A 20923-nucleotide genomic window follows, 5' to 3' on the forward strand; every position below is an offset into this window, starting at 1 on the left:
GGAGTGTGTGGGATGAATAAATGGTTGAAATCTCCTGAGTTACGTATTAGTGAAGATAAGGAAGAAGAACGGCACGCGACGTGGTTGGAACTCTTTTTTGATCTATTTTTCGTGGTTGCGATTTCGGAGCTTGCTCACAATCTCAATCGGGATGTATCACTATCGGGCTTTCTTGGCTTTCTGATGCTCTTTGTGCCGATTTGGTGGTCTTGGATTGGTGCTACATTCTACGCCAATCTATTTGATACTGATGATTTGGGACACCGACTCCTGACCGCTTTACAAATGCTTGCAGTGGCGGCACTAGCCGTGAACGTACACGATGGGTTGGGTAAAAGTTCAGTTGGTTTCGCCCTTTCCTACGGTGTTGCTCGGGTGTTGCTTGTCCTCGAGTTCTTACGTGCTGGAAAGCATATAGTTACAGCACGACCACTAACAACGCGAATCGTGAGCGGTTCTGGACTAGGGGCATTGCTTTGGCTGGTGTCGGCATTTGTACCGATGCCACTGCGATTTGGGTTTTGGATCTTAGCGCTGACAGTAGAATTTGGAATAGTATTGACAGCAGGAAAGGCTGTGCATGTGGAACTGGCTCCCCACGCTTCACACTTGCCTGAGCGTTTTGGCTTATTTACCTTAATTGTGCTAGGTGAGGCAGTCTTAGCGGTAGTTAATGGGGCCGCACAACAGCAGTGGAATTTCTCATCAGCATATACTGCCGTGTTTGGCTTGAGTATTGCTTTTAGTTTGTGGTGGCTGTATTTTGACAACCTTGGTGGTTCAGCAATCCAGGCTGCTCGTGCTTGCCGCCACATAAGAGCTTATCAGACTTGGGTCTATATGCACTTACCTTTGGTGATTGGTATTGCCGCTACCGGAGTTGGGGTGGAGCACGCCCTAGCAAGTGATACAGGCCTGGTACTGGCGTCTGCTGAACGCTGGCTTATTTGCGCTAGCTTGGCGCTGTGCTTCTTTACCCTTGGAATCATCTATCTTACAGGTGTAAGCACTGACACCAGACTACGCTGCAAAGTTCGGGCGGGGTATCGCTTTGCGGCAGCAACTGTTATTCTGATTCTCGCTGTAGCTGGCGCAGGTTTGTCAGCTATGGAGTTGATTGGGCTTATAGCTGTGGTTGGTGCTGTTCAAATTATCCTCGAACTGCGTCAGGTTACTAGTTCTTTATAGAACCCATTTGATATCTTTTTTCTAGGTAGTGGTTAGTCTTTTGAGCATCAATCTGATAAAACAAAGCTTGAGCTTGGCATTGGCACGAGCGAGTGTCCGGTCAAAATTTTTAACTAAACTTTTACATCGCTCCACCCAAGCGTTTGACCTCTCAATTACCCATCTAGCGGCAACAGGCACAAATCCAGATTTCCCACTAGCTTCTTTTTCGGCAATAGTAGGCTTGGCTGAAAGTTGAAATTGGATTTTGCTCATGATTTGAGGATAAATCTGCTCTAACGCTTGGGTAAGTTTCTCTTTCCTGATAGCCGTAATCTATTTGGATTTAAAATAATCAATGTTAATTGAGAGCATCTCAATTAACCCAAGGTGATCAGAGATGCTGGCTTTGGTGCAATGCGTAAAGAAGGGGAAGCCCAGTATATCAACTGCTAGATGTCTTTTGATGCCATTTGTTGCTTTGTAAAAACAAAACCCCTTGGACTTAACGCTGGCATAAAAGCGTGTTTTTTACCAGCAATTCTCATTTTGAAATAAATAGAGTCTTAACCCCCATCTAGAAATTCAAAATCTAGTACAAAATAACTATTTTTCTGGGAGAGGCGATGCGTGTAGCGAGGGAAGCGATCGCTAAAAAAACAATTTGACCGATCAATTAAGTATAAATACTCAGTTTATTTGCGGGAATTGGCTGACAACCAAAAGGGGCAATCCAGGAAAAAAGTTCTGTTTTGAGAAAAGAGAACTCAAGCAAAATAAAAATTTATAACTGTTGTCATCTCAGGTAAAATTAGGAAGTTAAAAATCCACTTCTCGCGTCAAATTAATCCAAGATGGCTCAAAAAGCGGCGACCCTAGAAATTCATGAATTAATGCAATTTTTACGGTCATTATTACATGACTTACCTGATGAAAGGAAACCCGGTAATAATACGAAATATCAGGTAGAAGATGCAGTGATGGCTGCGTTTTCAGTCTTTTTTACTCAGTCACCATCTTTTTTAGAGCATCAACGTTTAATGAACAGCAATAAGGGGAAAGATAACGCTGAAAGTTTATTTTCAATTAAGGCAATTCCTAGCGATAACCAAATAAGAAATTTATTAGATCCGGTTCCAGCGACTACTATTTTTATGGGCTTTCAAAAAGTCTATCAATGGTTAGAGTCAAAGGGAGTTTTGAAAAAGTTTCTTTATTTAGATGGAGAAATTTTAGTAGCTTTAGATGGCACAGAATATTTTTCATCTAAGAAAATTAATTGCCCTGACTGTAATTGTCGTAATCATCGAAACGGAACTACAACTTATTTTCATGGCTGTGTCACACCTGTGATAGTTTCTCCTAATCAAAAACAAGTGATTAATTTAGAACCAGAATTTATTAAAAAGCAAGATGGACATCAGAAACAAAATTGCGAAAATGCGGCTGTTAAAAGATGGTTAAATAAGAATCATCAAAATAAGTATGGTTATCCTGTAACTCTTTTGGGGGATGACTTATACGCTCACCAGCCTCTTTGTGAATTAGCTCTAAAAACAGGGTATAATTTTATTTTTGTTTGTCTAGAAAATTCTCATAAAACTTTATATGAATGGCTAGAATTTTTAGATAGAAGTGGAGAAGTTGCCACCGTTGAAAAGAAACAATGGGATGGACGAAAAAACCTAATTTATCGTTATCGTTATGTTTCTAGAGTTCCCTTACGAGATGGAGAATCAAGTCTCGAAGTTAATTGGTGTGAAGTGACTGTTGTTAATGAGAAAACACAAAAAATTATCTACAGGAATAATTGGATTACTAATCATAAAATTACTGAAAATAATGTTGAAGGGATTGTCAAAGCTGGACGCAGTAGATGGAAAGTTGAGAATGAAGGCAATAACGTTCTGAAAAATCACGGTTATAATTTGGAGCATAACTTTGGTCATGGTGAAAATCATTTGTGCGAGTTCTTATTATCTTTAAATCTCCTAGCTTTTTTATTTCATACTGTTTTAGATTTAGTTAATTCCACCTATCAAAATATTCGTGAGCTATTAGTAACTCGGACTTCTTTCTTTAATGATATTCGCACTCTGTTAAAATTTCTCTGGTTTAAAGATTGGTCGGATTTTTTCTCCTTTATACTTAGAGAATATGTTCCATTAAAAAAATTAAATTCTAGTTGATAGATGTCGCTCTCCTGAAGTAAAGAAAGGAAGAAAGTTATTTATCAATAAAAACGCAAACCTGGTGAGAATTTCAGCTAGATTTATGAGTTAAAATCTATTTTTCATGGACAGATTTTTAAAAAGAAAGTCTATCTCCAGCATCGGATGATTAATGTCTGTCAAAAAATGATGCTTCAGCACAAGCTCTCTATTTAAATCAGAGAATTTTGTCTAATTCTTTTCAAAATGAGAATTGCTGTACCCTTGGGACAAGAATCTGTCGCTAGAACCAGGAAAATAGTTCACGTAGACATGGATGCCTTTTACGCATCGGTGGAACAGCGAGACAACCCTAGCTACCGAGGTAAACCGTTAGTAGTCGGTGGCAGCCCGAATCAGCGAGGTGTGGTTGCAGCAGCCAGTTATGAAGCTCGTAAGTTTAGCATTCACTCTGCGATGGCCTCAGTAACAGCAATTGCCAAATGTCCCGCCCTTATCTTTGTCAGACCGACATTCGACGTTTACCGAGATATTTCCACTTCAATCCACGCTATCTTTAAACGCTACAGTGATTTAGTGGAAGGAGTTGCGCTAGATGAGGCATACCTTGATGTTACTGAGAACAAGCAAAACATCCCCTACGCTTCTACTATCGCAAGACACATTAAAACTGCGATTTTCCAGGAAACCCAGTTGACGGCAACCGCAGGTGTGTCGATTAACAAGTTTCTTGCAAAAAGGGCATCAGGGCAGAACAAGCCGAATGGACTAACGGTTATTTTACCGGAGGATGCGATGTCTACGACAAGCCGCAAGCGTCTACGCCTTTGTAGAACAGCTAGCGATTGAGAAGTTCCACGGCATTGGAGAAGTGACTAAGTTATGTTGAGGCGAATCGGGTTCGTAAGTCCATCGGTGCAGAAACTTCATTTGCTAGAGACTTAACTGACCATCGTGAAATGTTGCAGGAACTCGAACAGATTGCCCAGATTGTCGAGCAACGGTTAGACCAGTACGAAACGCGAGGCCGCACATCAACTCTGAAAGTCAAGTTATCTGACTATCATCAGATAACCTGCAGTAAGACAATGCTTGCTCCTATCAGTGAACTCTCTACGATTTTTGAGCGATTGATCTGGAAAAGCGCAGTATTAGGTTGCTGGGCATTTCCCTTTCCACTCTAATTGAGAGCTTCTTGTTTCACGCCAATCACAGAACCTCTACCACCAAATTTAGTCCCCGTCTCACCCCTATCCAAGCGACCACTGGCTGCTTCTAAAGCGATGCTGGGTAGGGGTACATCACCAACTTGGAGGATTAAATTGGCGTTCTGTGGTGAGAGATAGAAATTGCTGAAAGCTTTAACTTCAGGACGTTTTGCAGCCGATTTATTGACGTAAATAAATACGGGGCGAGCAAGTGGTTGGTAACGAGAATCAGCGATCGTTTGGGGACTGGGCTGTAGACAACCACTACCACTATCAACAGCCACAAGTTTCAGTTTGTCTCGATTTGCTAAGTAGTAGGCATAGCCAAAATAGCCTAATCCATTAGGATTAGCCGCAATTCCTTCCACCAAAGCTGTATCAGTTTTGCTCTTAGAATAGTCACTGCGGCTTTTTCCTTCCTCACCTACAACTGCAAGTGTGAAATAGTCATAAGTACCAGACTCAGTATCAGGCCCATAAAGACTTAAGGGTTGATTGGGAAAGTTAGAACGAATTTGGTTCCAATTCGTTACTTTGCCTTGGGCGGCTGGCTCCCACATCTTTTTCAATTCATCCAATTTCAAGCAGCTGGCAAAATTGTTTTGGGAGTTGACCACAACTGCCAGCCCATCAAAGGCAATGGGTAGCTCAACAAACTCTACATTATTTTGCTTACAAAGCTGCATTTCTTCAGCATTGATCGGGCGAGATGCGCCACTAATATCAGTTTCATTGGCACAGAATTTTTTAAATCCTCCGCCTGTTCCTGACACTCCTACTGTGAATTGCACACCAGGATTTGACTTCTGGAATGCTTCTGTCATCACCTTTGAAATCGGAAATACTGTACTAGAGCCGTCAATCTTAATCGACCCTGATAAATTTCCCGAAGGGCTTACTTCCTCTGCTTGAGTTACAGCTTGAGGAAAGGAAACTGTTGTATCCTCTGTTTGATTATTACCGCAAGCTGCCAATCCCAAAGTTGCCAACGAGATTAAAAATGCCAATCGAGTTTGAGAAACCATGATCGTTTTACCTACTTTAAGCATTAGCACCGACTTGTTCAGACGTTTTCTGCTTCTCTTGTTGGCGACGTTGCCGTTCTAAATCAGCTTGACTATCAGGAACGAGCCTTTCTAACAGGCGAACGACTATAGGCAGAAAGCCAATTAAAAGCACAACACCTAAGATGTTAAAGATCATCTGAGCATTAGCAACTTGTCGCCCTACGCCACCTCCACCAGAGATTGCTTGAGCTAGTTGGACGAGTTGAGGTGCAAAAATAATCCCCACAGTGGCACTGACCAGGTTAAACAGGAAATGAAAAACGCCTGTTCTTAGAGCCGCGCTACCCCGACCAATGGTAGACAATAGTGTATCAGCGCAAGTACCAACCTCTGCACCTAACATAATTGCGATTCCCGCAGGCAGAGCAATGATGCCAGAACTTGCCAAAGTAATCACGATCGCCACTGTTGCAGAAGAAGATTGAATGATCACGGTAAAAATGGCTCCGACTACAGCACCCAAGAAAGGATTACTACCTAAGGTTTCCATCCAAGTGATGAATGGTTTGTATGTGCGGAAGGGCTTCATCGCTTCGTCAATTGCTTCTAGCCCATAGAACATTAAGCCAAATCCCAGTATAATAATGCCGATGGTTTTCTGCCGTTCTGTTTTTCCCAGAAATAACAGCAATAACCCGGCAAACATTAATAGGGGAACATATAGTTTAATGTCGAGAGAGATGATCTGTGCCCCGACTGCTGTACCAATATTAGATCCGAGTACCACACCGAGGGATTGTACGAAGGTCAATACACCAGCACTCACCATTGCAATTACCATGATAATTGTCACTGAGGAGGACTCTAATAGCGTCGTTGCTACCGCTCCAGTGAGTACACCAGCAAAGCGATTGGTGGTACATTTACTTAAGAAATTTTTCATCCGCTCTGTCCCCAGGTTTTCTAGCCCTTCAGACAGACGGGTGACACCAAAGATAAACAGCACTAAACCTGCTAACGCACCCATCGCCATTTTGAAGAAGTCAAGGACAGGATCTTTCTTGTCGGCTTTTGCTTCTGAACCTTCAGATGCAAAAGCACCTTGACTAGTATCAAATTGAATGGTTGCTGGTGCATTTTCAGGAGCGATACTCCCTTGGAGTGGCTTTGCCAACGCCTGGATAATGCTAACTTCTGATGAAAGTGAGCTGACTAACGGTACACGTCCCAAAAGAGAAGGGTATAAAACTAACGTCAGCACGAAGAAAGCAACACTTATAAATTTCAGAAACTTCTTATTAAGTTTTTTCAAAAAAAACACAGCTACTCCTTGCAATTGCTACATTTTTCTTCATGAAAGTCATGTGTTCTGCTTAACAAAAATAGTTACACTCAAATATCTTATTGCTCTGGCTTGTACACGCATTTTTACTACAAATGCTGCTCCAAAAAAGTTAAAAATTGATTAATTTAAGGTTATAAGACTTACGCATTCATAAAAAGAGAAGTCCTAAGAATTCAGTGGTGGGGTATTGACAAAAGGGACATAAAGTTAAGGGCAAACGCATCATGTCAACAAAAGGATTGTATTATCAATAAGCTCAAAAATAGTCGCATTAGTAGCAGCTTATTGACATAGGTTTAGCGTAGGCGCAGCCCGTCGTAGACATCGCTTTGAGTTTGAGAAACTAAACTAAACGAGAAATGCTGATTTTTTCGTTGGTTTTTAAGCTTGGTTGTGATCAAGAGTAATTTAGATGCGTTTGTCCTGGCTGTTTCTCTCTAATATTTTTATTTCCAAAAACAATTATTGAATTTGCCTAACTTCAGGTATATCAATAAAAATTGATTTAATCTATAGTTATTCATGTGTCTGCTTTTGGCAGGGCTTTAACAACTGCTAAATCTTAATTCTCTTTTGTGACAGCAGTCTCAAGATTTTTGGTTATTTTTGCAGAAAGCACAAAACTCTAGCTTAAGAGTATTACATAACAAGCTTTTATATAAACCAAGGGACAACGCTTAAAAGTTCCGTATTTTATTTTTCGCAGTCGTAAGTTATAGCCGCTCCTGCGTTTTTGATACCTAGAAGACCGCTTTGAACATCCATGACATCAAAACCTTTTGCTTTGAGTTTTTGGATGTAAAGATCCCTTGTAACACGATCATCTTCAATAACCAAAATTCTTTTTAACGGTTTGATATCATTTTTAGCTAACATAACTTGTAGTGGAAAAAATTACTGAGATTTGTATCGGCTTTTCAGTAGTGACAAGAAAAAGTGCCTCTGCTTTAATAAAAGTTTTGAATAGAGGCGATCGCTAATAAGCTCTTACGTATGCGCTAAACATTTAATACAATGAACTGGGTAATATTTGTTAGAAGACACAACCTGTGCTAAAAACGAGGTTTCTGTACATTGTTGCGACTATAAAAAAGGTAAAATTTCCTTTCAAAAATAGTTTTGAAATAGGAAGTATCTACTTTTATGGAGAAAAACATATATGCAAATCTAAATTTTGCCGATTCATTATCAGATTTTAAAGAGGATGTGACGAAACTTTTGGATTTGAAAAATATCGAAGAATGGTCTGGAAGAATAGTTAAAGAAAGAGAAGAAACAATTAGACAGGCTGCGTTAGTTTTAGCGGGTCAATGTATCGCCATATTATTGCATAAGCTTTCTCAATCAGAGCTGGCTCATCAAACAGCAATTAATCAAACTCTCTTGATGGTGGCATACCGACACGCAAAGACATTCTATCTTTAATTCCTTTATTAAACCCCAAATTGCTTGATTAATTTTATACTTGAGTCGTCATCTTTAGCTACTGCTTGCTTTAATTGACACTAAGTATTAAAGGCTTAGTATAGATATTTTGGAAAATAATCGTCAAATGACTTACTAGCAATCTTTTTGAGATATATCATCAAGATAAATTCTCGTGCAAAGCAGTATTTAATTTGTAAATAAAATAACTCCGTACTTAAATATAATTTTTAGCGATCGCACTTTTTTTGTCCGACCTCACAAAATCGCATTGCTCCCTTTTTCTGAGCCTGAGCTTTTAGTCCAAACTCCAGGAATAAACAAGGACAAGGAAAGAATTTTGACCATCAAGACTTACGCGGAGTTAATCTTAAAGGAGCAAATCTAGTAGATGCCAGCTTCATCGGTACAGACCTTAGCGAAGCCAACTTACAAGACGCAGACTTAACCAGAGCCAAGTTAGCACTACTATGCGCCCTTATTAGTCAAAACCTTGATTGATAATTTATTATTTTTGTCTTCTGGTACTAATAGCTTTCCATCTTTAGTTAGGTTCAGTTGTTGTCCCCGCCACTCTATAGTGTTGCCAATAAAGCCAAAACACCAAATAAAAAAGCTTAACAAGTCACACCCAGGAACCAGCCACAGAAACTTTTTGACTATTGGATCTCTCAAACTGATAGTACCAACAACCCAAGCCATCATCAATCTTGCTACCCAACAAATACATAGTCCTAGCCATCCTAGTATTGAACCATTCGTGGCAATCAGCAGTAGCAAGCTAGTGACAACACCATAGGTAAAAATTAGACCTAGATAACCCCAAGGACGAGAAACTCGTTTACAAAATGCCCAACGAATCTGGCGCTTGATGACATCAATTAAGGTGTTGCTTTTATGTAGATGTTCAACTATGTAATCGGAAAGCACAACTTTGTAACCTGCTTGGACAGGTAGATAGCCAAGTTGGAAATCATCTGCCAGATAATCTGCAATTGCTTCAAATCCACCGATGGCTTCTAATACTTTTTTAGGGATGGCAATGGTGCAACCAAAGGCATATTTTATACCATTTTCCTTGATGTTGCTGACTAAAACCGCAGCATGAAACTCAGTAGTAGTATTAATAGCCTCTAATATCGACATCCATCCTTGAGTTAAGGATCGATACATACAAGTAACTACACCCACGCTTTCGTCTTGCAACGGCTGGATAACTCTTTGTAAATAGTCTGTTCCAACTCGGATGTCACTATCAGCAAGGACTAAAATTTCGTATTTAGCTTTGGTTGCAGCATTAGCCAAATTGCTAACTTTTAGGTTTGTACCGATGACGCGATCACTTACAATCAACAAAATATCTAAATTTGAAAAATTCTGAATGATTTTCTCTACAACCTCTATGCAAGGATCTTGAGAATTTCGCACAGCAAAGATAATTTGATATTTTGGATAGTCCTGTTGGCAAAATGAGGCTAGGTTTTCATAAGCATCCCTATCAAGCCCACAAATGGGTTTGAGAATACTAACAGGTGGATGAAACTCTTGATTAACTGCCTGGGGAGCAGCAAAAAAAGTTATTGCTGCATAAATTGCATAGCAATTAAAAAAAACAGATGGTATGCACAAAAATAAGAAAAAATAACTGGTGATTGCGTGAATATTTGTTAATAAGATAGATACAAACATAGCCATTTATTACCAGGCAATTAGTATTAGCATTTTCTAGATTCACTGCCGAGAAATTTAGGATTTTTGTATGTACGTTAAATGAGATTTGGATGACAAAGTTATTACTTTGGATTATGGAAAATAAAATTTAGGTAGTACGTTGGGATAGGAAATGATGGTTAATAATTTCAAAGCCGTTACTCAAAAGCGCTTCGCGTACCTGACGACTTAACAATGCAGCCAGTTCTATTTCACCTGTCTCTAGTTCTGCATTTGCGATCGCTGGATAACAGTAAATCTCAACCAAGTTTGCTTGAATCTGAGGTATCAAACCAAGTAAATATTCTTCTGTAATGCCTCCAGTTTGTAATAAACCGTAAATATTTGGGGAAAACTAATCCCTTGGGATTCTAGCAGTTTCTCATCATAGCGGCGTAGTTTGCCAAATACTCCTGACCAAACTAGCTTTGTCAGTAGATGACTGCGATTAACTAAAAATAATTAATAACTAACCAACAACTACTGATTCTGTTTTTACTGTCCCTTGAGCGCGACGGTCTTTTAAGTAAGAGAAAAATTCCCGCCCTTCACGCAAACGGCGCACTAACATTTGGGGATCAGTGAGCATTTCACCAACAATTGGAATAATCGCTCTGGGACGGAAGTAAAACTTACGATACATCCTTTCAACTGCATCCTCAATTTCAGCACCGGAGAGATTTGGATATTGCAGTGTAGACATTTGAATTCCAGAACTAGCAACTAAAGAAGTGTTGCTAAACCAATTATTTTCTTGTGCTTGACGATAAAGTTCTGTTCCAGGATAGGGAGCTGCTATAGAAACCTGAATTGTATGCGGACTAATCTCGCAAGCAAACCGGACTGTTTCTTCAATTGTTCTTTGGGTTTCGTCGGGTAAACCAATAATAAATGTGCCGTGTACGGTAATGCCAAGTTTATGACAATTTTCCATAAACTTCCGCGCTACTTCCAGCTTGATTCCTTTTTTAATTCCATCTAAAATTTGCTGATTTCCAGATTCAAATCCTACCAAAAGTAGGCGTAAGCCGTTATTACGTAGTTGTTTTAGGGTATCATAATCTAGATTTGCACGGGCGTTGCAACTCCAAGTTAGTTTGAGCCGTCGCAGATGTTCGCTAATTGTGATCGCTCGATGTTTGTCTATAGTAAATGTGTCATCATCAAACATATATTCCCGTACTTTGTCGCCGAAGATAGCTTTCGCTTCTTCCATCTCGCGCCCAACAGCTTCGGGGCTTTTTGTGCGGTATAAGTGTCCGCCAATTGTTTGCGGCCAAAGACAGAAGGTACATTTTGCCGGACAGCCCCGCCCAGTATAAAAGGAAATGTATGGATGCAATAAGTAGCCAATAAAGTATTTGGTAATATCTAGATTGCGGTGATAAATGGGCAATACACTGGGCATCGAATCCCAATCGTGAATTAAGGGACGATCTTGATTATGATGGATATTCCCCTGGCGATCGCGGTAGCTTAAACCTGTGATTTCTTCCCAAGATTTACCTTCGGCTATCTCTTTGCAGGTATAGTCAAATTCGTGACGACACACAAAGTCAATGATTGGGTTTTCAACCAACGTCTGTTCTGGTAATACTGCTACGTGCGCTCCAATTAAGCCAATTTTGACATCAGAGTTTTGAGCTTTGATTGTCTCGGCACACTTGACATCATTAGCCAGCGAAGGCGTGCTGGTGTGCATGATAATTAGCTCGTAATCTTGAGCAATTTCGATGATATCTTCTACTGTTTGACCGTGCGGAGGTGCATCAATAAGCTTGCTACCAGGCACAAGGGCTGCGGGTTGCGCTAGCCATGTAGGATACCAGAAGGAAGTAATTTCGCGCTTGGCTTGGTATCGGGAACCTGCTCCACCATCAAACCCATCGAAGGAAGGAGGACTGAGAAACAAAGTTTTTTTCACAGATAGATTTCCTTTTGCAGGTTTTAGCTAACACTTTTTTAGGATAAAACCTAAAGGGCAGCAGATGCGATCGCAGTTCTAAATCATTCGTTAAGTTTTTTATTTCTCTCTCTTTAGCGAAAAATATTTTTGAATCGTAGACGCATTCGCGGAGCGTCTCGTAGAGAAGCGGCTTGCCGCCAGGCTAACGCAGAGGCGCAGAGAACACAGAGAGGGGGGAAATAGAGCTTTTCACGAATGATTTAGGATTGTTACCCCTCTTTCAAGAAACAAGGCAGGAGGCAGAAGGGAAGAGGATTTGACTTGTTTCTTCCATCCATAACGGAAGTGAGCGCGTCCGTAAACAGCTCCTAAGAAAATAGAATGGTTTCTTTCATCCATAGTGGGCGATCGCTCATGAACAGCTTCTGTCACTCTTGAAAAACTTTTGCCATTCCTGAATTCTAGAGCTTTTGTATATGAAGCGATGGCTCCGTCCGCCGCAGGCATGGCAAGATTTTTTCCTAATAACAAATACAATAACCAAGCTTTTGTAGCTTCTATTGGTTGATTGATAAAGCTTATAGAGATAGTACTAGGAATTACGATTTAACCCCCTTCTAAGTAATAAACAGAAATATTTCTTACTTAGAAGAAGGTTAATGCAATAGCTAGGGATGGGTAGCCGAGGATTTGCCTCCACAGTTTGATTTGTCACTTGTGGACTGTTATACCCCAAAACACTATCTCTTATTTTGTGTTGTAGTCTTGTATTACGATGTCACTTAAAGCATAATGTGAGCAAAGTCTAGATTTAAAGGATTTATGTGCTGGAGTCGATAGTTAGTACCAAATTGAGATAAATGTTTAAATGTTTTACTGGCGAATGACACTACTAACGGTGTTGAGCAGTATTAAGGTTAGTGTGGCTTTGGTGTAAACTATGGCTCGTGATTTATTCCATAATATTGTGAGGTCTGCATTAGAAAAAGAGGGTTGGGTAATTACAGATGATCCGCTTAATATTAGGTGTGGCGGGGTTGATGTTCAAATTGATTTAGGTGCAGAGCGACTTCTAGCTGCCGAAAAAGCAGGAGAAAAAATAGCAGTTGAAATCAAAAATTTTGTGAGTGCCTCAAAAATTTCTGAATTTCACATGGCGCTAGGACAATTTATTAATTACCGTACAGCATTGCGTGTTGAGGAGCCAAATAGAACCTTATATTTAGCTGTACCGTTGGTAACTTATAACGACTTTTTTAACTTATTTTTTATTCAAACTGTAGTTAATGAAAACAAATTAAAGCTAATTATTTACAATCTGGAAACTGAGTCAATAGAACAATGGACAAATTAAATGAATACCGGACAAAAGTTAGGCAACTGTTAACTAAATATCTTCAGTACAAGCCTAGTTACGGAGATGTAGAAGTCGAACAGATTTTTGATACAGAACATGACCATTATCAAATTATTAGTGTTGGATGGAATAATCAAAAGCGGATTTATGGGCCAATAATGCATTTAGATATCAAAAATAACAAAATTTGGATTCAACAAAATACAACGGAAGCAGATATTGCTTTAGAATTAATGGAAATGGGTATAAATAAACAAGATATTGTCATCGGTTTTCATACCCCAAAAATGCGTCAACTCTCAGGATTTGGTGTAGAATAAAAGCGAAATAATCCGACATAAATATATTTTTTAATAATAAAAGTTAACTAGTTTAGAATGAATTACAGTGCAGATTTTTTACCACTCATTAAATTAATTTCGATTGAAGATGCCGCACTCACTACTGGACTTTAGACTAAAGCAAGCGATCGGCAAAGAACAGGTATGCAGAAAAATAAAGGGATGCCTGTAAGAACAAGCACCCCAATAACGGAAGATGAAAAAAGCACAACCAATCTTCATCTACCGCTATGGATGTTTTTGCACAGCTGAGGGAATTCCGTCAAGCAGCATACCAAAGTTTATGCCGGGCAAAAGATGCAACATTTGAAATGATGGATGCAATATTGCTGACACGTAACGCCTACAGTCTGGCAGATTTATCAATGTGTCCCGTATTCCGTCGTCAGTGGTCAAGTATTTATGAGACAACACAGGATACCAGACCGCAGCGTAATAAATTGATGGGGCTGTACAGTCAAAAAAATACCCAAACAAGGACGTATTATCCTGGCAGGAGACCATACAGTATGGTCAAGACCAGATGCACCAACCCTTAAAGAGAGAATCTACGAGCATTATGCTAAAGGAGGAAGAGGAGGTCGTCCCGTCACCCCTGGATATGGATACAGTACCATAGCCTGGATACCAGAAACTGAAGGGAGTTGGGCATTACCACTTAGACATGAGCGAATATAAGGATATGTTTGAGATTGCCTCAAGCTACTGCCCAGTGCGGCCTTGCCCCTTGCATCCACAATCTTAGAGATGACCACATACCGCCAATTAACAATTTGGGATGTATAGCTAAGTGCTGAGTGCTGAGTGCTGAGTGCTGAGTAAAAATCCAGTTTTTTCAAGACTTTGAGCAATCAACACTGTCCTAATCTCTGTGACTACGGCTATATTAGATGAGTTGTCAGAATCTCCAGCGACATCAACACTAGCACCCATGTGGGAATGTTTAGATGCCGAGTTAGAAAAATTACCCTTGGAGGCACAGTTATTAACCGCAGGTATTGCTTTCAGTCAAATTGCGGATATTCTGAAGTCTCGTGCCGAAGTGCTGTTGCAAGATACCCACGATCGCAATAGTCTTTTGGGGCCTATTGTTAGCACCGATCTCTTTGCTGGTCTAGTGCGGACAACAATGCACGTAGATTTAGATGATTTGATTGAACCGCAAACACCACAAACCTTTAAACCACATGGCCCACACCAATTTTCATCTCCTACTGAGGAGGACAATTCTGTAGCAGCACCTGTGGAAAAAGCGAATGTTTTGGCAATGCTTGATGAGGTAACAACTTTAGAAGATGTCCGCAATTTGGCATCAGATGAGGATGTCGAAAAATGGTAAAGTGCGATCGCTAACTACCTGATAAATGTCAAAGATGAGATTTCTTTAGTTAAACTGCAACGTGTGTTGCAAATGCCGATGGTAGAAGTCTGGTTGGGATTATTGCTGGGTGGGTTTACACTAGAACACCGTGGTGATTTTTATCACAACCATAATGTCTGGGTGAAAAGCTCTCCATTATGACCAGCAACATCCTTGAGGGATGACGGTCAAAGAGTCCAATGGTTTAGACAGACTCAAACAACTTTTTAGAATGAAATAGCCCTGCCCCTTCCCCTTTCATGGAACCATTATTAAACTTGGATTAATCATCCCTGCTTTTTGAATTGTTGAAAAAGCAGTTTCCCCGATGATCCGATGAGCCGCAGCCGTCGGATGAATGCCATCCCAGAACAAAAACTGGTCTGGGTTACTACAGATACGATGCCTGCGGCTGGCATCGCCTACGCCAGACAGACATGGACTGACAACATTGGTAAAGTTAAAGGCTGCCGGATTTGCGATCGCATCTCGATACAGTGTATTGGCATCTAATACCACAATCTCCAGATCGGAATGCTGTTGACTTAGAATTTTAAGCGATCGCCTCAAGCCTTGATTATGTGCTTGTGTTAATGCACTAAGATTCACAGAATTCGCACTGTTTCTAGTGGCAGGTAACTGTCCTAAATCGGGTAAATTTGCTACCAAAATCTTTTTAGCACCCACATCAGTTAGAGAATTGATTGCCGTTGTGACATTTTTAACAGGAATAGTTGCACTGCTTATCCCTTGCAAATAATCATTTGCTCCTGCCCACAGCACATACAAAGCATCTGAATTCGTCTTTTGATGTGTCTGCGTAAACGACTGCACTTGATTTAGCAAGCTAGGTACATAGCTGTTGCCAATACTGCCAGTAGTCGATCCTCCATAAGCAAAGTTATTAGTTTGCTTAGAGGATAGATGCAGAGATTCGGCAAGATACTCAATCCAAACCCGACCATTCGAGTAACGCCCTTGAAAGTAAGCTGGGTTAGGCGGGTACATTCCTCCTGTCGCCCGGAATACCATCCCTGTATCCGAAAGACTATCCCCAAATACATACAGTTCTGTAATCAGATGAGTTTTATCCATAAATTTTGCCGCTACAACCATGATAAAAATTAAGAAGACTTGTCCTGTTCTTAAAAGCCACTTTTTTCTTTGCATTAAACTTTTTCTGCAAACCCTAAAGACTATAGTTGTTGATGATTGTTGTGAGTAAATATTGAGCAAGCAATTGAACACTTCTTTAAGTTAACAAGCTAGCTTGAGGGCTAGTGAGCAAAACCGGATACTTTCAGGTGTGGATTTTGCCAATTGTCTTAATGGAGTTATTCAAATCAATAGGCCACACGCAGACCTTGCTTCTATTCCTCTCTCTTTCTAGTAGTTCACTTTCGTGACAAAGCGGGGGAAAGGGTTTAAACCCCAAACCCAGTACCCCTGCCCCTTATCCCCACTTCGTGGGGGTCCCACCTTCCCCCTTCCCTAGCCCTCACTTAGCATCACTGTGCCCGTTCAGGTTTTTTGTACGCTTAGAAATTTTTAAGTGCCTGGAACGACGCTTTTTCTCTTTGTTTCAGAGGTGCTGAGTTTGGGACGCTGTTAGCTCACGTAGCCAAATGTGTAGGGGCTCGCGATCATAACGCTCATGTCAAATCTGTAGAAAATTGTAGTTACCAAGTTACTAGCTGTCTCGTCACTTCTGCTGCTGATAAACAAGGTTGTATTCTCTTTCAACAAACGCCAGCAGCTTTGACTGCAAGGATGACAAATAAGGTTTGGCTGGTTTCTCCAATTCTTGCAACTGCAAAATGCTTGAAACTTGATTTATCGTTACAATAGTATTAGTAGTTAACAACCCCCAGAGGATTAGTCTCAGCGCTATTGAGCTTACTCGTTGTCAGAAGATTCCTTATCTTCTTCGTCATTCTTGTCAAGTCGCAACTCTTGGAGACGCTGCGCGAACGCTCCAATTCAAAATTCAAAATTAAAGACAATTAGTGGAGGCAATGACCTTGAAGGATAATTAATTAAAAATTATTCTTATTATTCCTAACAGAATTTTGAATTTTGCATTTTGAATTTCATTAAAGGTCAACATTTGTATTTCTGAGGGGGACTTATGGGTGAATCGAAACGCCGAAAGGCAATATTAGGCAATCACTATGGCTTGCCTAATATTTTCAATGAAGTTCAATTAATGTGGACGCAGATTAATTTCTCGATCAAGCGAGTCAAAGATTCTGATAATGGATGTTTACTTGTTCAGTGTTCCAACAACGACCGAGGATTCCATCAAGACACTATTGCCCAACTTCAAAAATAAATAGAAAATTGGAAATGTGATTTGGATATTCCTATCTTGATCCAAGTTCTCCCAAGGGGAGTTAAAAATTCAGAAACTAAACTTTTTGATGGGTTCGTTACCCTTTGGTGCAATTGTCCAGAATTTGAATTGTGGCGAGAAATATTTGAAAGTGAACTCGTTAAGTAAACTTTGTTGCATTAAATTATTGTTTCCTCGCTGCACCATCATTTCTGTTGCCTCCACTCGATTTTGTACTCCCTTTCCACAGTCGCCAGCAATTTTGCCTGCAACGAAGATAAATAAGGTTTAGCTTGTTTCCCCAACCCCTGCAACAGCCAATCCACAGAAGAGTCACGGTTGGTTACTTGATGCAACTGCCGTAATCTCATACATAACTGTTGCATAAAAAAGCAATCTTCATCAAGCAATTCCAGTAACTTCAGGTGTTCGATTTTTACAGTATAGTCGCCGTCCCAAGCCTGGAGTGTACAGCTATATTCCCCAACGTGACTTACCACGCCCCAATAACTCGCTTTCCCTCTCAAGTCTGGGTTATCCTTTGGCAAAAGAATGCATATTTCCCCAATGTGGTAAGGATTGGGTACTTTCGTGCTTTCGCGTATCCTATCCACAATATCTCTCACTATACGACCAGATGGAATTTTATTGCCAGCTTGCTCTACTGCCTGTTGCCAGACATCCGCTTGCACAGCTGGTTCCAACTCTGCTTTCGCCAAAAAACGCAATTGTCGTTCGTTGGTCGGCATTGGAATTTGCCGACCATTGGTCGGCAAAAACTTTTGAAGATTTTCATAAACCACAGTCGCCGAAATCTTCAAGTAAGCCGCGTCACGACTATAATTAAAGCGATCGCGGCAGTATTCTTCAAAAGTACGGTGCGTGGAACGGTACAGCCGTCTGTCCCTCAACTCCATCAGCGCCTGACCTGCTGACAAAAATGCCCTTTCTACCTGACGTTCCAATTGCAAGCGTAAGCTTTGTTCTTCTTCGGTCAACTCTGTAACTTCAACAGCAGTAACCGTAATCGTTGCTGAGGCTGGGTTATCTTGCTCAAAAGTATTTTCCTTTACAGAGTCAGCGGCTAGCTTTGGTTCCTCAGATGTCACAGGGGTAACTTTCTTACGTCTGGATGGTGGTTTGTTCATTATTCCACCTCCAGGCTGACAGCAGTTGAACAAATATTGAATTGTGTCATCATGGAATATAGAGTTTTTATTTATGCCCCCATCCTTTAAACAGGTTGGGGTTTTTCATTGCTTTTTATATTTTGCACTGATGAAAGAATACTTTGACGAAAATCAGTCTAATACCACAGTTAACAAGAAATACTTCAGTTGTCAGGAGCCTGAATTCAATTCTGACTTCTGACTTGTGCCCACTGAATTCAATTTCAGCTTATTCTAGAAAATACCCTCTTCAACACACGGGTAAAACAACGGCTAATGCTTGATTATTTGACCGCGAGTATTGCATTTTGAATGACTTTATTTGGAGTACAAGAGTCGTTGTTAGAATTTCGCCTGGATTATCTCGGTCGCTACTGGTTTCTTGCCATTAGTGCAGTGCTAGCTTACTTGAGCTTTTTGCTCTGTGCCCCGATTACTATCACGCTAATCATCAAATTTGCAGTATATCCGTTTCCGTTCACTTGGACAGGTAATGTTATTCTTTGTGCGTAGCTTGCCGCCGTAGACATCGCAACGGTAATCTTTGGTGTGATTCTTACCTTGGCGCAGTGGTTGATACTTCGTCAATCCGAGATGACACCAAGAGTGTTTGTTGGTACGGCTTCCGTCTCTACACTCTATTCATCAATACTAACACTATTAACACTTATAAAGGACAACCAAAAGTCCCCATCAATCATCTGATTTTTTTCTCTCAACAATTTTACAAAAGTTTTTATTTCCTGGAATAAAAAGCTCTGCAATGTGGTATTAATATGCTAATACACTGATACGCCTGTTTAAAGTTCCCTGTCAGATTTAGCCTGGTGTTGACTTGGCTTTCTTTTGCTTTATGAAAAAAATATATGATGTTGTAATTCTTGGTGCTGGCCCCGTTGGATTAGCAACTGCTATTGGCTTACACAAGCATGGTATAGAAAATGTTCTTGTCATCGACCAAACTCGCACCTTCCGTCAGGTTGGTCATGGGTTGGATCTTCTCCCAAATGGATTAAAAGCTCTCAAATGTTTAGATTCTAACGCTTACGAAGAGGTCAGAAAAACTAGTGTTAGGCTCTTTAATCCTCAACAATCTAATAACGAAAAAACTGTTAAAACCAATCAGGAACAAAAACCTCCAAACACTTCTCCTAGATGGGTTTACAAAAATTTGCAGGGCGGCATCGCAATGCTCATCCCAAATAAAGCATTGAACCCTGCCACAACCACTGGTGCTGACAACACAACTGTAAATTCTGGAAATAAGGCTAATACACCACTAAGATCAGATTCACCGTCCACGATAATTCCGTGGAGTTTGCCCTGTCCATCGTTTAAAAGCACGATGAAAGGCACTAGGTTCAGAGAATCCTAACAAAAATGCTACATCGGAAATTGAACTATCTGGATTTTTCAAATGTCGTAAGGCTAGCTGTTTACGAGTTTCATCTAGTAGTTGCTGGTAGGATGTACCTTCAGCTTGTAACTCGCGTTGCAATTGCCGAACGCTAATTGCTAAACTGCGAGCAAACACTTCTTGAGACGGAAGTTCTCCTTTCAATTGTTGTGTGAGTGCCTGTACTACTTGTCGGGTGTAATTAGACTCTCGATTTATAGCATCAAGCATTGCTTGTGCATGTTGCTCAAAGACCGGAAGTAGGTTGGAATTTGCTGATAGCACTGGCCAATTTAGACAATTAGCATTGAAAATGATTCGATTCTTTGGCATCGAGAACCGAACACCTATACCAAAAATACGTGCATGGTCAGAAATGTCAGCAGGAGGCGAGTGTTGAAACCAGACAGCTTGGGGAGCAAGTGACTTTCCTGTCAACATCTGCGTTGCTGTGAGCAATGATGCAAAGGTGCTTTCAATCGCCTGCCGAGGTTCTTTTAACAAGTAGTTTTTTAAATCGCCTACAATATCACAGTCGCAAAGCACAAATCCTTGGGAAACGCTGAAGTGAATATAAGCTCCCTGGCTGAACAAATGAGTATAGCGAGAGAGTTTTTCCAGCACTTGCTCGAATGTTTGACAATTGACCAACACATAACCAACTATACCGAAAGTCGCTGGGTTAAAGGCTTCACCCATGTGTAATCCAAGGTTTTGATCACCTGTTTGTTGAACAGCCTCACACCAGACTGCACTATGAAGCTCTCCTGTAATCCTCTGATCGGGCATCTTTAGTAACGCAGGCTCAATTCCAACAGCAGCACATAGGCTATCAGCATCAACTCCGTACTTTGCTGCTGCATATTGAACAATGCCTCGCGTAATATAAACGGAGAAAGTCGCTTCTTTCATGAGTTGGTGAGTATTTCTCGAAAGGCGTAAACAGTCAATTTTTTGGCAGGGAAAGTCAATTTCTGGAGTTTAGACTAAGCCATACAAAATGACCCAGCAGGGCTGAGTTAATTAGAG

General features: G+C 40.5%; 22 protein-coding genes and 2 pseudogenes. 13 read left to right on the forward strand and 11 right to left on the reverse strand.

What is annotated here, in order from left to right; genetic code table 11:
- Nucleotides 1–12 precede the first annotated feature (12 nt).
- On the forward strand, nt 13–1188 hold the full coding sequence (locus RMY27_RS28440) for a low temperature requirement protein A (protein ID WP_322668197.1): 1176 nt from the start codon (nt 13–15) through the stop codon (nt 1186–1188).
- Between the two features lie 21 nt (nt 1189–1209).
- Here RMY27_RS28440 and RMY27_RS28445 read toward each other — a convergent pair whose 3' ends face one another.
- Entirely contained in the window at nt 1210–1443 is a 234-nt protein-coding gene (locus RMY27_RS28445) for an IS5/IS1182 family transposase (RefSeq protein WP_416212374.1), read from the reverse strand.
- A 578-nt stretch (nt 1444–2021) separates the two neighbouring features.
- Between RMY27_RS28445 and RMY27_RS28450 the strand changes: the two genes are divergently transcribed.
- The 3 genes from RMY27_RS28450 (at nt 2022) to RMY27_RS28460 (ending at nt 4522) form a co-directional block, all read left to right on the forward strand.
- Entirely contained in the window at nt 2022–3356 is a 1335-nt protein-coding gene (locus RMY27_RS28450; protein WP_322668198.1) for an ISNCY family transposase, read from the forward strand.
- A gap of 228 nt (nt 3357–3584) precedes the next feature.
- Nucleotides 3585–4187 carry a DNA polymerase IV gene (gene dinB, locus RMY27_RS28455; RefSeq protein ID WP_322668199.1) on the forward strand — a complete coding sequence of 201 codons (603 nt, stop codon included), beginning with the start codon at nt 3585–3587 and terminating at the stop codon, nt 4185–4187.
- Nucleotides 4188–4297: 110 nt separating this feature from the next.
- Nucleotides 4298–4522 (forward strand): hypothetical protein, encoded by a 225-nt coding sequence (locus RMY27_RS28460; protein ID WP_322668200.1) that lies wholly within the window; start codon nt 4298–4300, stop codon nt 4520–4522.
- On the opposite strand, the gene RMY27_RS28465 is transcribed toward RMY27_RS28460, so the two are convergent.
- From RMY27_RS28465 to RMY27_RS28475, 3 genes are all read right to left on the reverse strand, one after another.
- Nucleotides 4519–5571, reverse strand: a complete 1053-nt coding sequence (locus tag RMY27_RS28465; RefSeq protein ID WP_322668201.1) for a PstS family phosphate ABC transporter substrate-binding protein — start codon at nt 5569–5571, stop codon at nt 4519–4521. The genes RMY27_RS28460 and RMY27_RS28465 overlap by 4 nt on opposite strands.
- A gap of 16 nt (nt 5572–5587) precedes the next feature.
- A complete protein-coding gene (locus tag RMY27_RS28470; RefSeq protein ID WP_322668202.1) occupies nt 5588–6874 on the reverse strand; it encodes a Na/Pi symporter in 1287 nt (428 codons plus the stop codon).
- Nucleotides 6875–7591: 717 nt separating this feature from the next.
- Nucleotides 7592–7774 (reverse strand): hypothetical protein, encoded by a 183-nt coding sequence (locus RMY27_RS28475; protein ID WP_322668203.1) that lies wholly within the window; start codon nt 7772–7774, stop codon nt 7592–7594.
- A 267-nt stretch (nt 7775–8041) separates the two neighbouring features.
- On the opposite strand from RMY27_RS28475, the gene RMY27_RS28480 reads away from it, so the two are divergent.
- Both RMY27_RS28480 and RMY27_RS28485 read left to right on the forward strand, forming a co-directional pair.
- Nucleotides 8042–8323 (forward strand): hypothetical protein, encoded by a 282-nt coding sequence (locus tag RMY27_RS28480; protein WP_322668204.1) that lies wholly within the window; start codon nt 8042–8044, stop codon nt 8321–8323.
- Between the two features lie 363 nt (nt 8324–8686).
- Nucleotides 8687–8824 (forward strand): annotated as a pseudogene (locus tag RMY27_RS28485) (pentapeptide repeat-containing protein); the annotation flags it as partial.
- Here the strand turns inward: RMY27_RS28485 and hpnI are convergent.
- From hpnI to RMY27_RS28505, 4 genes are all read right to left on the reverse strand, one after another.
- Nucleotides 8792–10012: a bacteriohopanetetrol glucosamine biosynthesis glycosyltransferase HpnI gene (gene hpnI, locus RMY27_RS28490; RefSeq protein ID WP_322668205.1), complete on the reverse strand. Its 1221-nt coding sequence runs from the start codon at nt 10010–10012 to the stop codon at nt 8792–8794. The pseudogene RMY27_RS28485 and the gene hpnI overlap by 33 nt on opposite strands.
- 130 nt (nt 10013–10142) lie before the next feature.
- Entirely contained in the window at nt 10143–10325 is a 183-nt protein-coding gene (locus tag RMY27_RS28495; RefSeq protein WP_322668206.1) for a hypothetical protein, read from the reverse strand.
- A 177-nt stretch (nt 10326–10502) separates the two neighbouring features.
- Entirely contained in the window at nt 10503–11957 is a 1455-nt protein-coding gene (gene hpnJ, locus RMY27_RS28500; RefSeq protein WP_322668207.1) for a hopanoid biosynthesis associated radical SAM protein HpnJ, read from the reverse strand.
- A gap of 231 nt (nt 11958–12188) precedes the next feature.
- Complete coding sequence (locus RMY27_RS28505) at nt 12189–12446, reverse strand: hypothetical protein (RefSeq protein WP_322668208.1); 258 nt, start codon at nt 12444–12446, stop codon at nt 12189–12191.
- A gap of 433 nt (nt 12447–12879) precedes the next feature.
- Here RMY27_RS28505 and RMY27_RS28510 point away from each other — a divergent pair, with 433 nt between their 5' ends.
- From RMY27_RS28510 to RMY27_RS28525, 4 genes are all read left to right on the forward strand, one after another.
- Complete coding sequence (locus tag RMY27_RS28510; RefSeq protein ID WP_292865532.1) at nt 12880–13293, forward strand: element excision factor XisH family protein; 414 nt, start codon at nt 12880–12882, stop codon at nt 13291–13293.
- Complete coding sequence (locus RMY27_RS28515) at nt 13281–13616, forward strand: XisI protein (protein ID WP_292865534.1); 336 nt, start codon at nt 13281–13283, stop codon at nt 13614–13616. The genes RMY27_RS28510 and RMY27_RS28515 overlap by 13 nt, the downstream gene beginning before the upstream one ends.
- Before the next feature lie 510 nt (nt 13617–14126).
- On the forward strand, nt 14127–14315 hold the full coding sequence (locus tag RMY27_RS35635) for a hypothetical protein (RefSeq protein WP_416212375.1): 189 nt from the start codon (nt 14127–14129) through the stop codon (nt 14313–14315).
- 193 nt (nt 14316–14508) lie between these two features.
- The gene (locus RMY27_RS28525) at nt 14509–14976 is read left to right on the forward strand and encodes a hypothetical protein (protein ID WP_322668210.1); all 468 of its coding nucleotides are present in this window, start codon (nt 14509–14511) and stop codon (nt 14974–14976) included.
- A gap of 279 nt (nt 14977–15255) precedes the next feature.
- Here RMY27_RS28525 and RMY27_RS28530 read toward each other — a convergent pair whose 3' ends face one another.
- Nucleotides 15256–16092 carry an SGNH/GDSL hydrolase family protein gene (locus RMY27_RS28530; RefSeq protein WP_322668211.1) on the reverse strand — a complete coding sequence of 279 codons (837 nt, stop codon included), beginning with the start codon at nt 16090–16092 and terminating at the stop codon, nt 15256–15258.
- Between the two features lie 1033 nt (nt 16093–17125).
- Between RMY27_RS28530 and RMY27_RS28535 the strand changes: the two genes are divergently transcribed.
- Nucleotides 17126–17329: a hypothetical protein gene (locus RMY27_RS28535; protein WP_322668212.1), complete on the forward strand. Its 204-nt coding sequence runs from the start codon at nt 17126–17128 to the stop codon at nt 17327–17329.
- A 206-nt stretch (nt 17330–17535) separates the two neighbouring features.
- Here RMY27_RS28535 and RMY27_RS28540 read toward each other — a convergent pair whose 3' ends face one another.
- Nucleotides 17536–18477, reverse strand: a complete 942-nt coding sequence (locus tag RMY27_RS28540) for a hypothetical protein (RefSeq protein WP_322668213.1) — start codon at nt 18475–18477, stop codon at nt 17536–17538.
- A gap of 333 nt (nt 18478–18810) precedes the next feature.
- Here RMY27_RS28540 and RMY27_RS28545 point away from each other — a divergent pair, with 333 nt between their 5' ends.
- Nucleotides 18811–19011, forward strand: a complete 201-nt coding sequence (locus tag RMY27_RS28545; protein WP_322668214.1) for a hypothetical protein — start codon at nt 18811–18813, stop codon at nt 19009–19011.
- Nucleotides 19012–19351: 340 nt separating this feature from the next.
- A pseudogene (locus RMY27_RS35640) lies at nt 19352–19678 on the forward strand (FAD-dependent oxidoreductase); the annotation flags it as partial.
- 111 nt (nt 19679–19789) lie between these two features.
- On the opposite strand, the gene RMY27_RS28555 reads toward RMY27_RS35640, so the two are convergent.
- A complete protein-coding gene (locus tag RMY27_RS28555; protein WP_322668216.1) occupies nt 19790–20806 on the reverse strand; it encodes an AraC family transcriptional regulator in 1017 nt (338 codons plus the stop codon).
- Nucleotides 20807–20923: the final 117 nt, after the last annotated feature.

It is taken from the genome of Nostoc sp. DedQUE09, from assembly GCF_034530915.1.
GTDB lineage: Bacteria > Cyanobacteriota > Cyanobacteriia > Cyanobacteriales > Nostocaceae > Nostoc.

Excerpts from the sequence above, each read along its gene's own strand:
- RMY27_RS28545 (WP_322668214.1), top strand. The coding sequence starts at position 18,811 with ATGACTTTATTTGGAGTACAAGAGTCGTTGTTAGAATTTCGCCTGGAT.
- RMY27_RS28535 (WP_322668212.1), top strand. The coding sequence starts at position 17,126 with ATGGGTGAATCGAAACGCCGAAAGGCAATATTAGGCAATCACTATGGC.
- RMY27_RS28465 (WP_322668201.1), bottom strand. The coding sequence starts at position 5,571 with ATGGTTTCTCAAACTCGATTGGCATTTTTAATCTCGTTGGCAACTTTG.
- RMY27_RS28515 (WP_292865534.1), top strand. The coding sequence starts at position 13,281 with ATGGACAAATTAAATGAATACCGGACAAAAGTTAGGCAACTGTTAACT.
- RMY27_RS28460 (WP_322668200.1), top strand. The coding sequence starts at position 4,298 with ATGTTGCAGGAACTCGAACAGATTGCCCAGATTGTCGAGCAACGGTTA.
- RMY27_RS28555 (WP_322668216.1), bottom strand. The coding sequence starts at position 20,806 with ATGAAAGAAGCGACTTTCTCCGTTTATATTACGCGAGGCATTGTTCAA.
- RMY27_RS28505 (WP_322668208.1), bottom strand. The coding sequence starts at position 12,446 with ATGCCTGCGGCGGACGGAGCCATCGCTTCATATACAAAAGCTCTAGAA.
- hpnI (WP_322668205.1), bottom strand. The coding sequence starts at position 10,012 with ATGTTTGTATCTATCTTATTAACAAATATTCACGCAATCACCAGTTAT.
- RMY27_RS28475 (WP_322668203.1), bottom strand. The coding sequence starts at position 7,774 with ATGTTAGCTAAAAATGATATCAAACCGTTAAAAAGAATTTTGGTTATT.
- RMY27_RS28440 (WP_322668197.1), top strand. The coding sequence starts at position 13 with ATGAATAAATGGTTGAAATCTCCTGAGTTACGTATTAGTGAAGATAAG.
- RMY27_RS28480 (WP_322668204.1), top strand. The coding sequence starts at position 8,042 with ATGGAGAAAAACATATATGCAAATCTAAATTTTGCCGATTCATTATCA.
- dinB (WP_322668199.1), top strand. The coding sequence starts at position 3,585 with ATGAGAATTGCTGTACCCTTGGGACAAGAATCTGTCGCTAGAACCAGG.
- RMY27_RS28530 (WP_322668211.1), bottom strand. The coding sequence starts at position 16,092 with ATGGATAAAACTCATCTGATTACAGAACTGTATGTATTTGGGGATAGT.
- RMY27_RS28450 (WP_322668198.1), top strand. The coding sequence starts at position 2,022 with ATGGCTCAAAAAGCGGCGACCCTAGAAATTCATGAATTAATGCAATTT.
- RMY27_RS28510 (WP_292865532.1), top strand. The coding sequence starts at position 12,880 with ATGGCTCGTGATTTATTCCATAATATTGTGAGGTCTGCATTAGAAAAA.
- RMY27_RS28445 (WP_416212374.1), bottom strand. The coding sequence starts at position 1,443 with ATGAGCAAAATCCAATTTCAACTTTCAGCCAAGCCTACTATTGCCGAA.
- RMY27_RS28540 (WP_322668213.1), bottom strand. The coding sequence starts at position 18,477 with ATGAACAAACCACCATCCAGACGTAAGAAAGTTACCCCTGTGACATCT.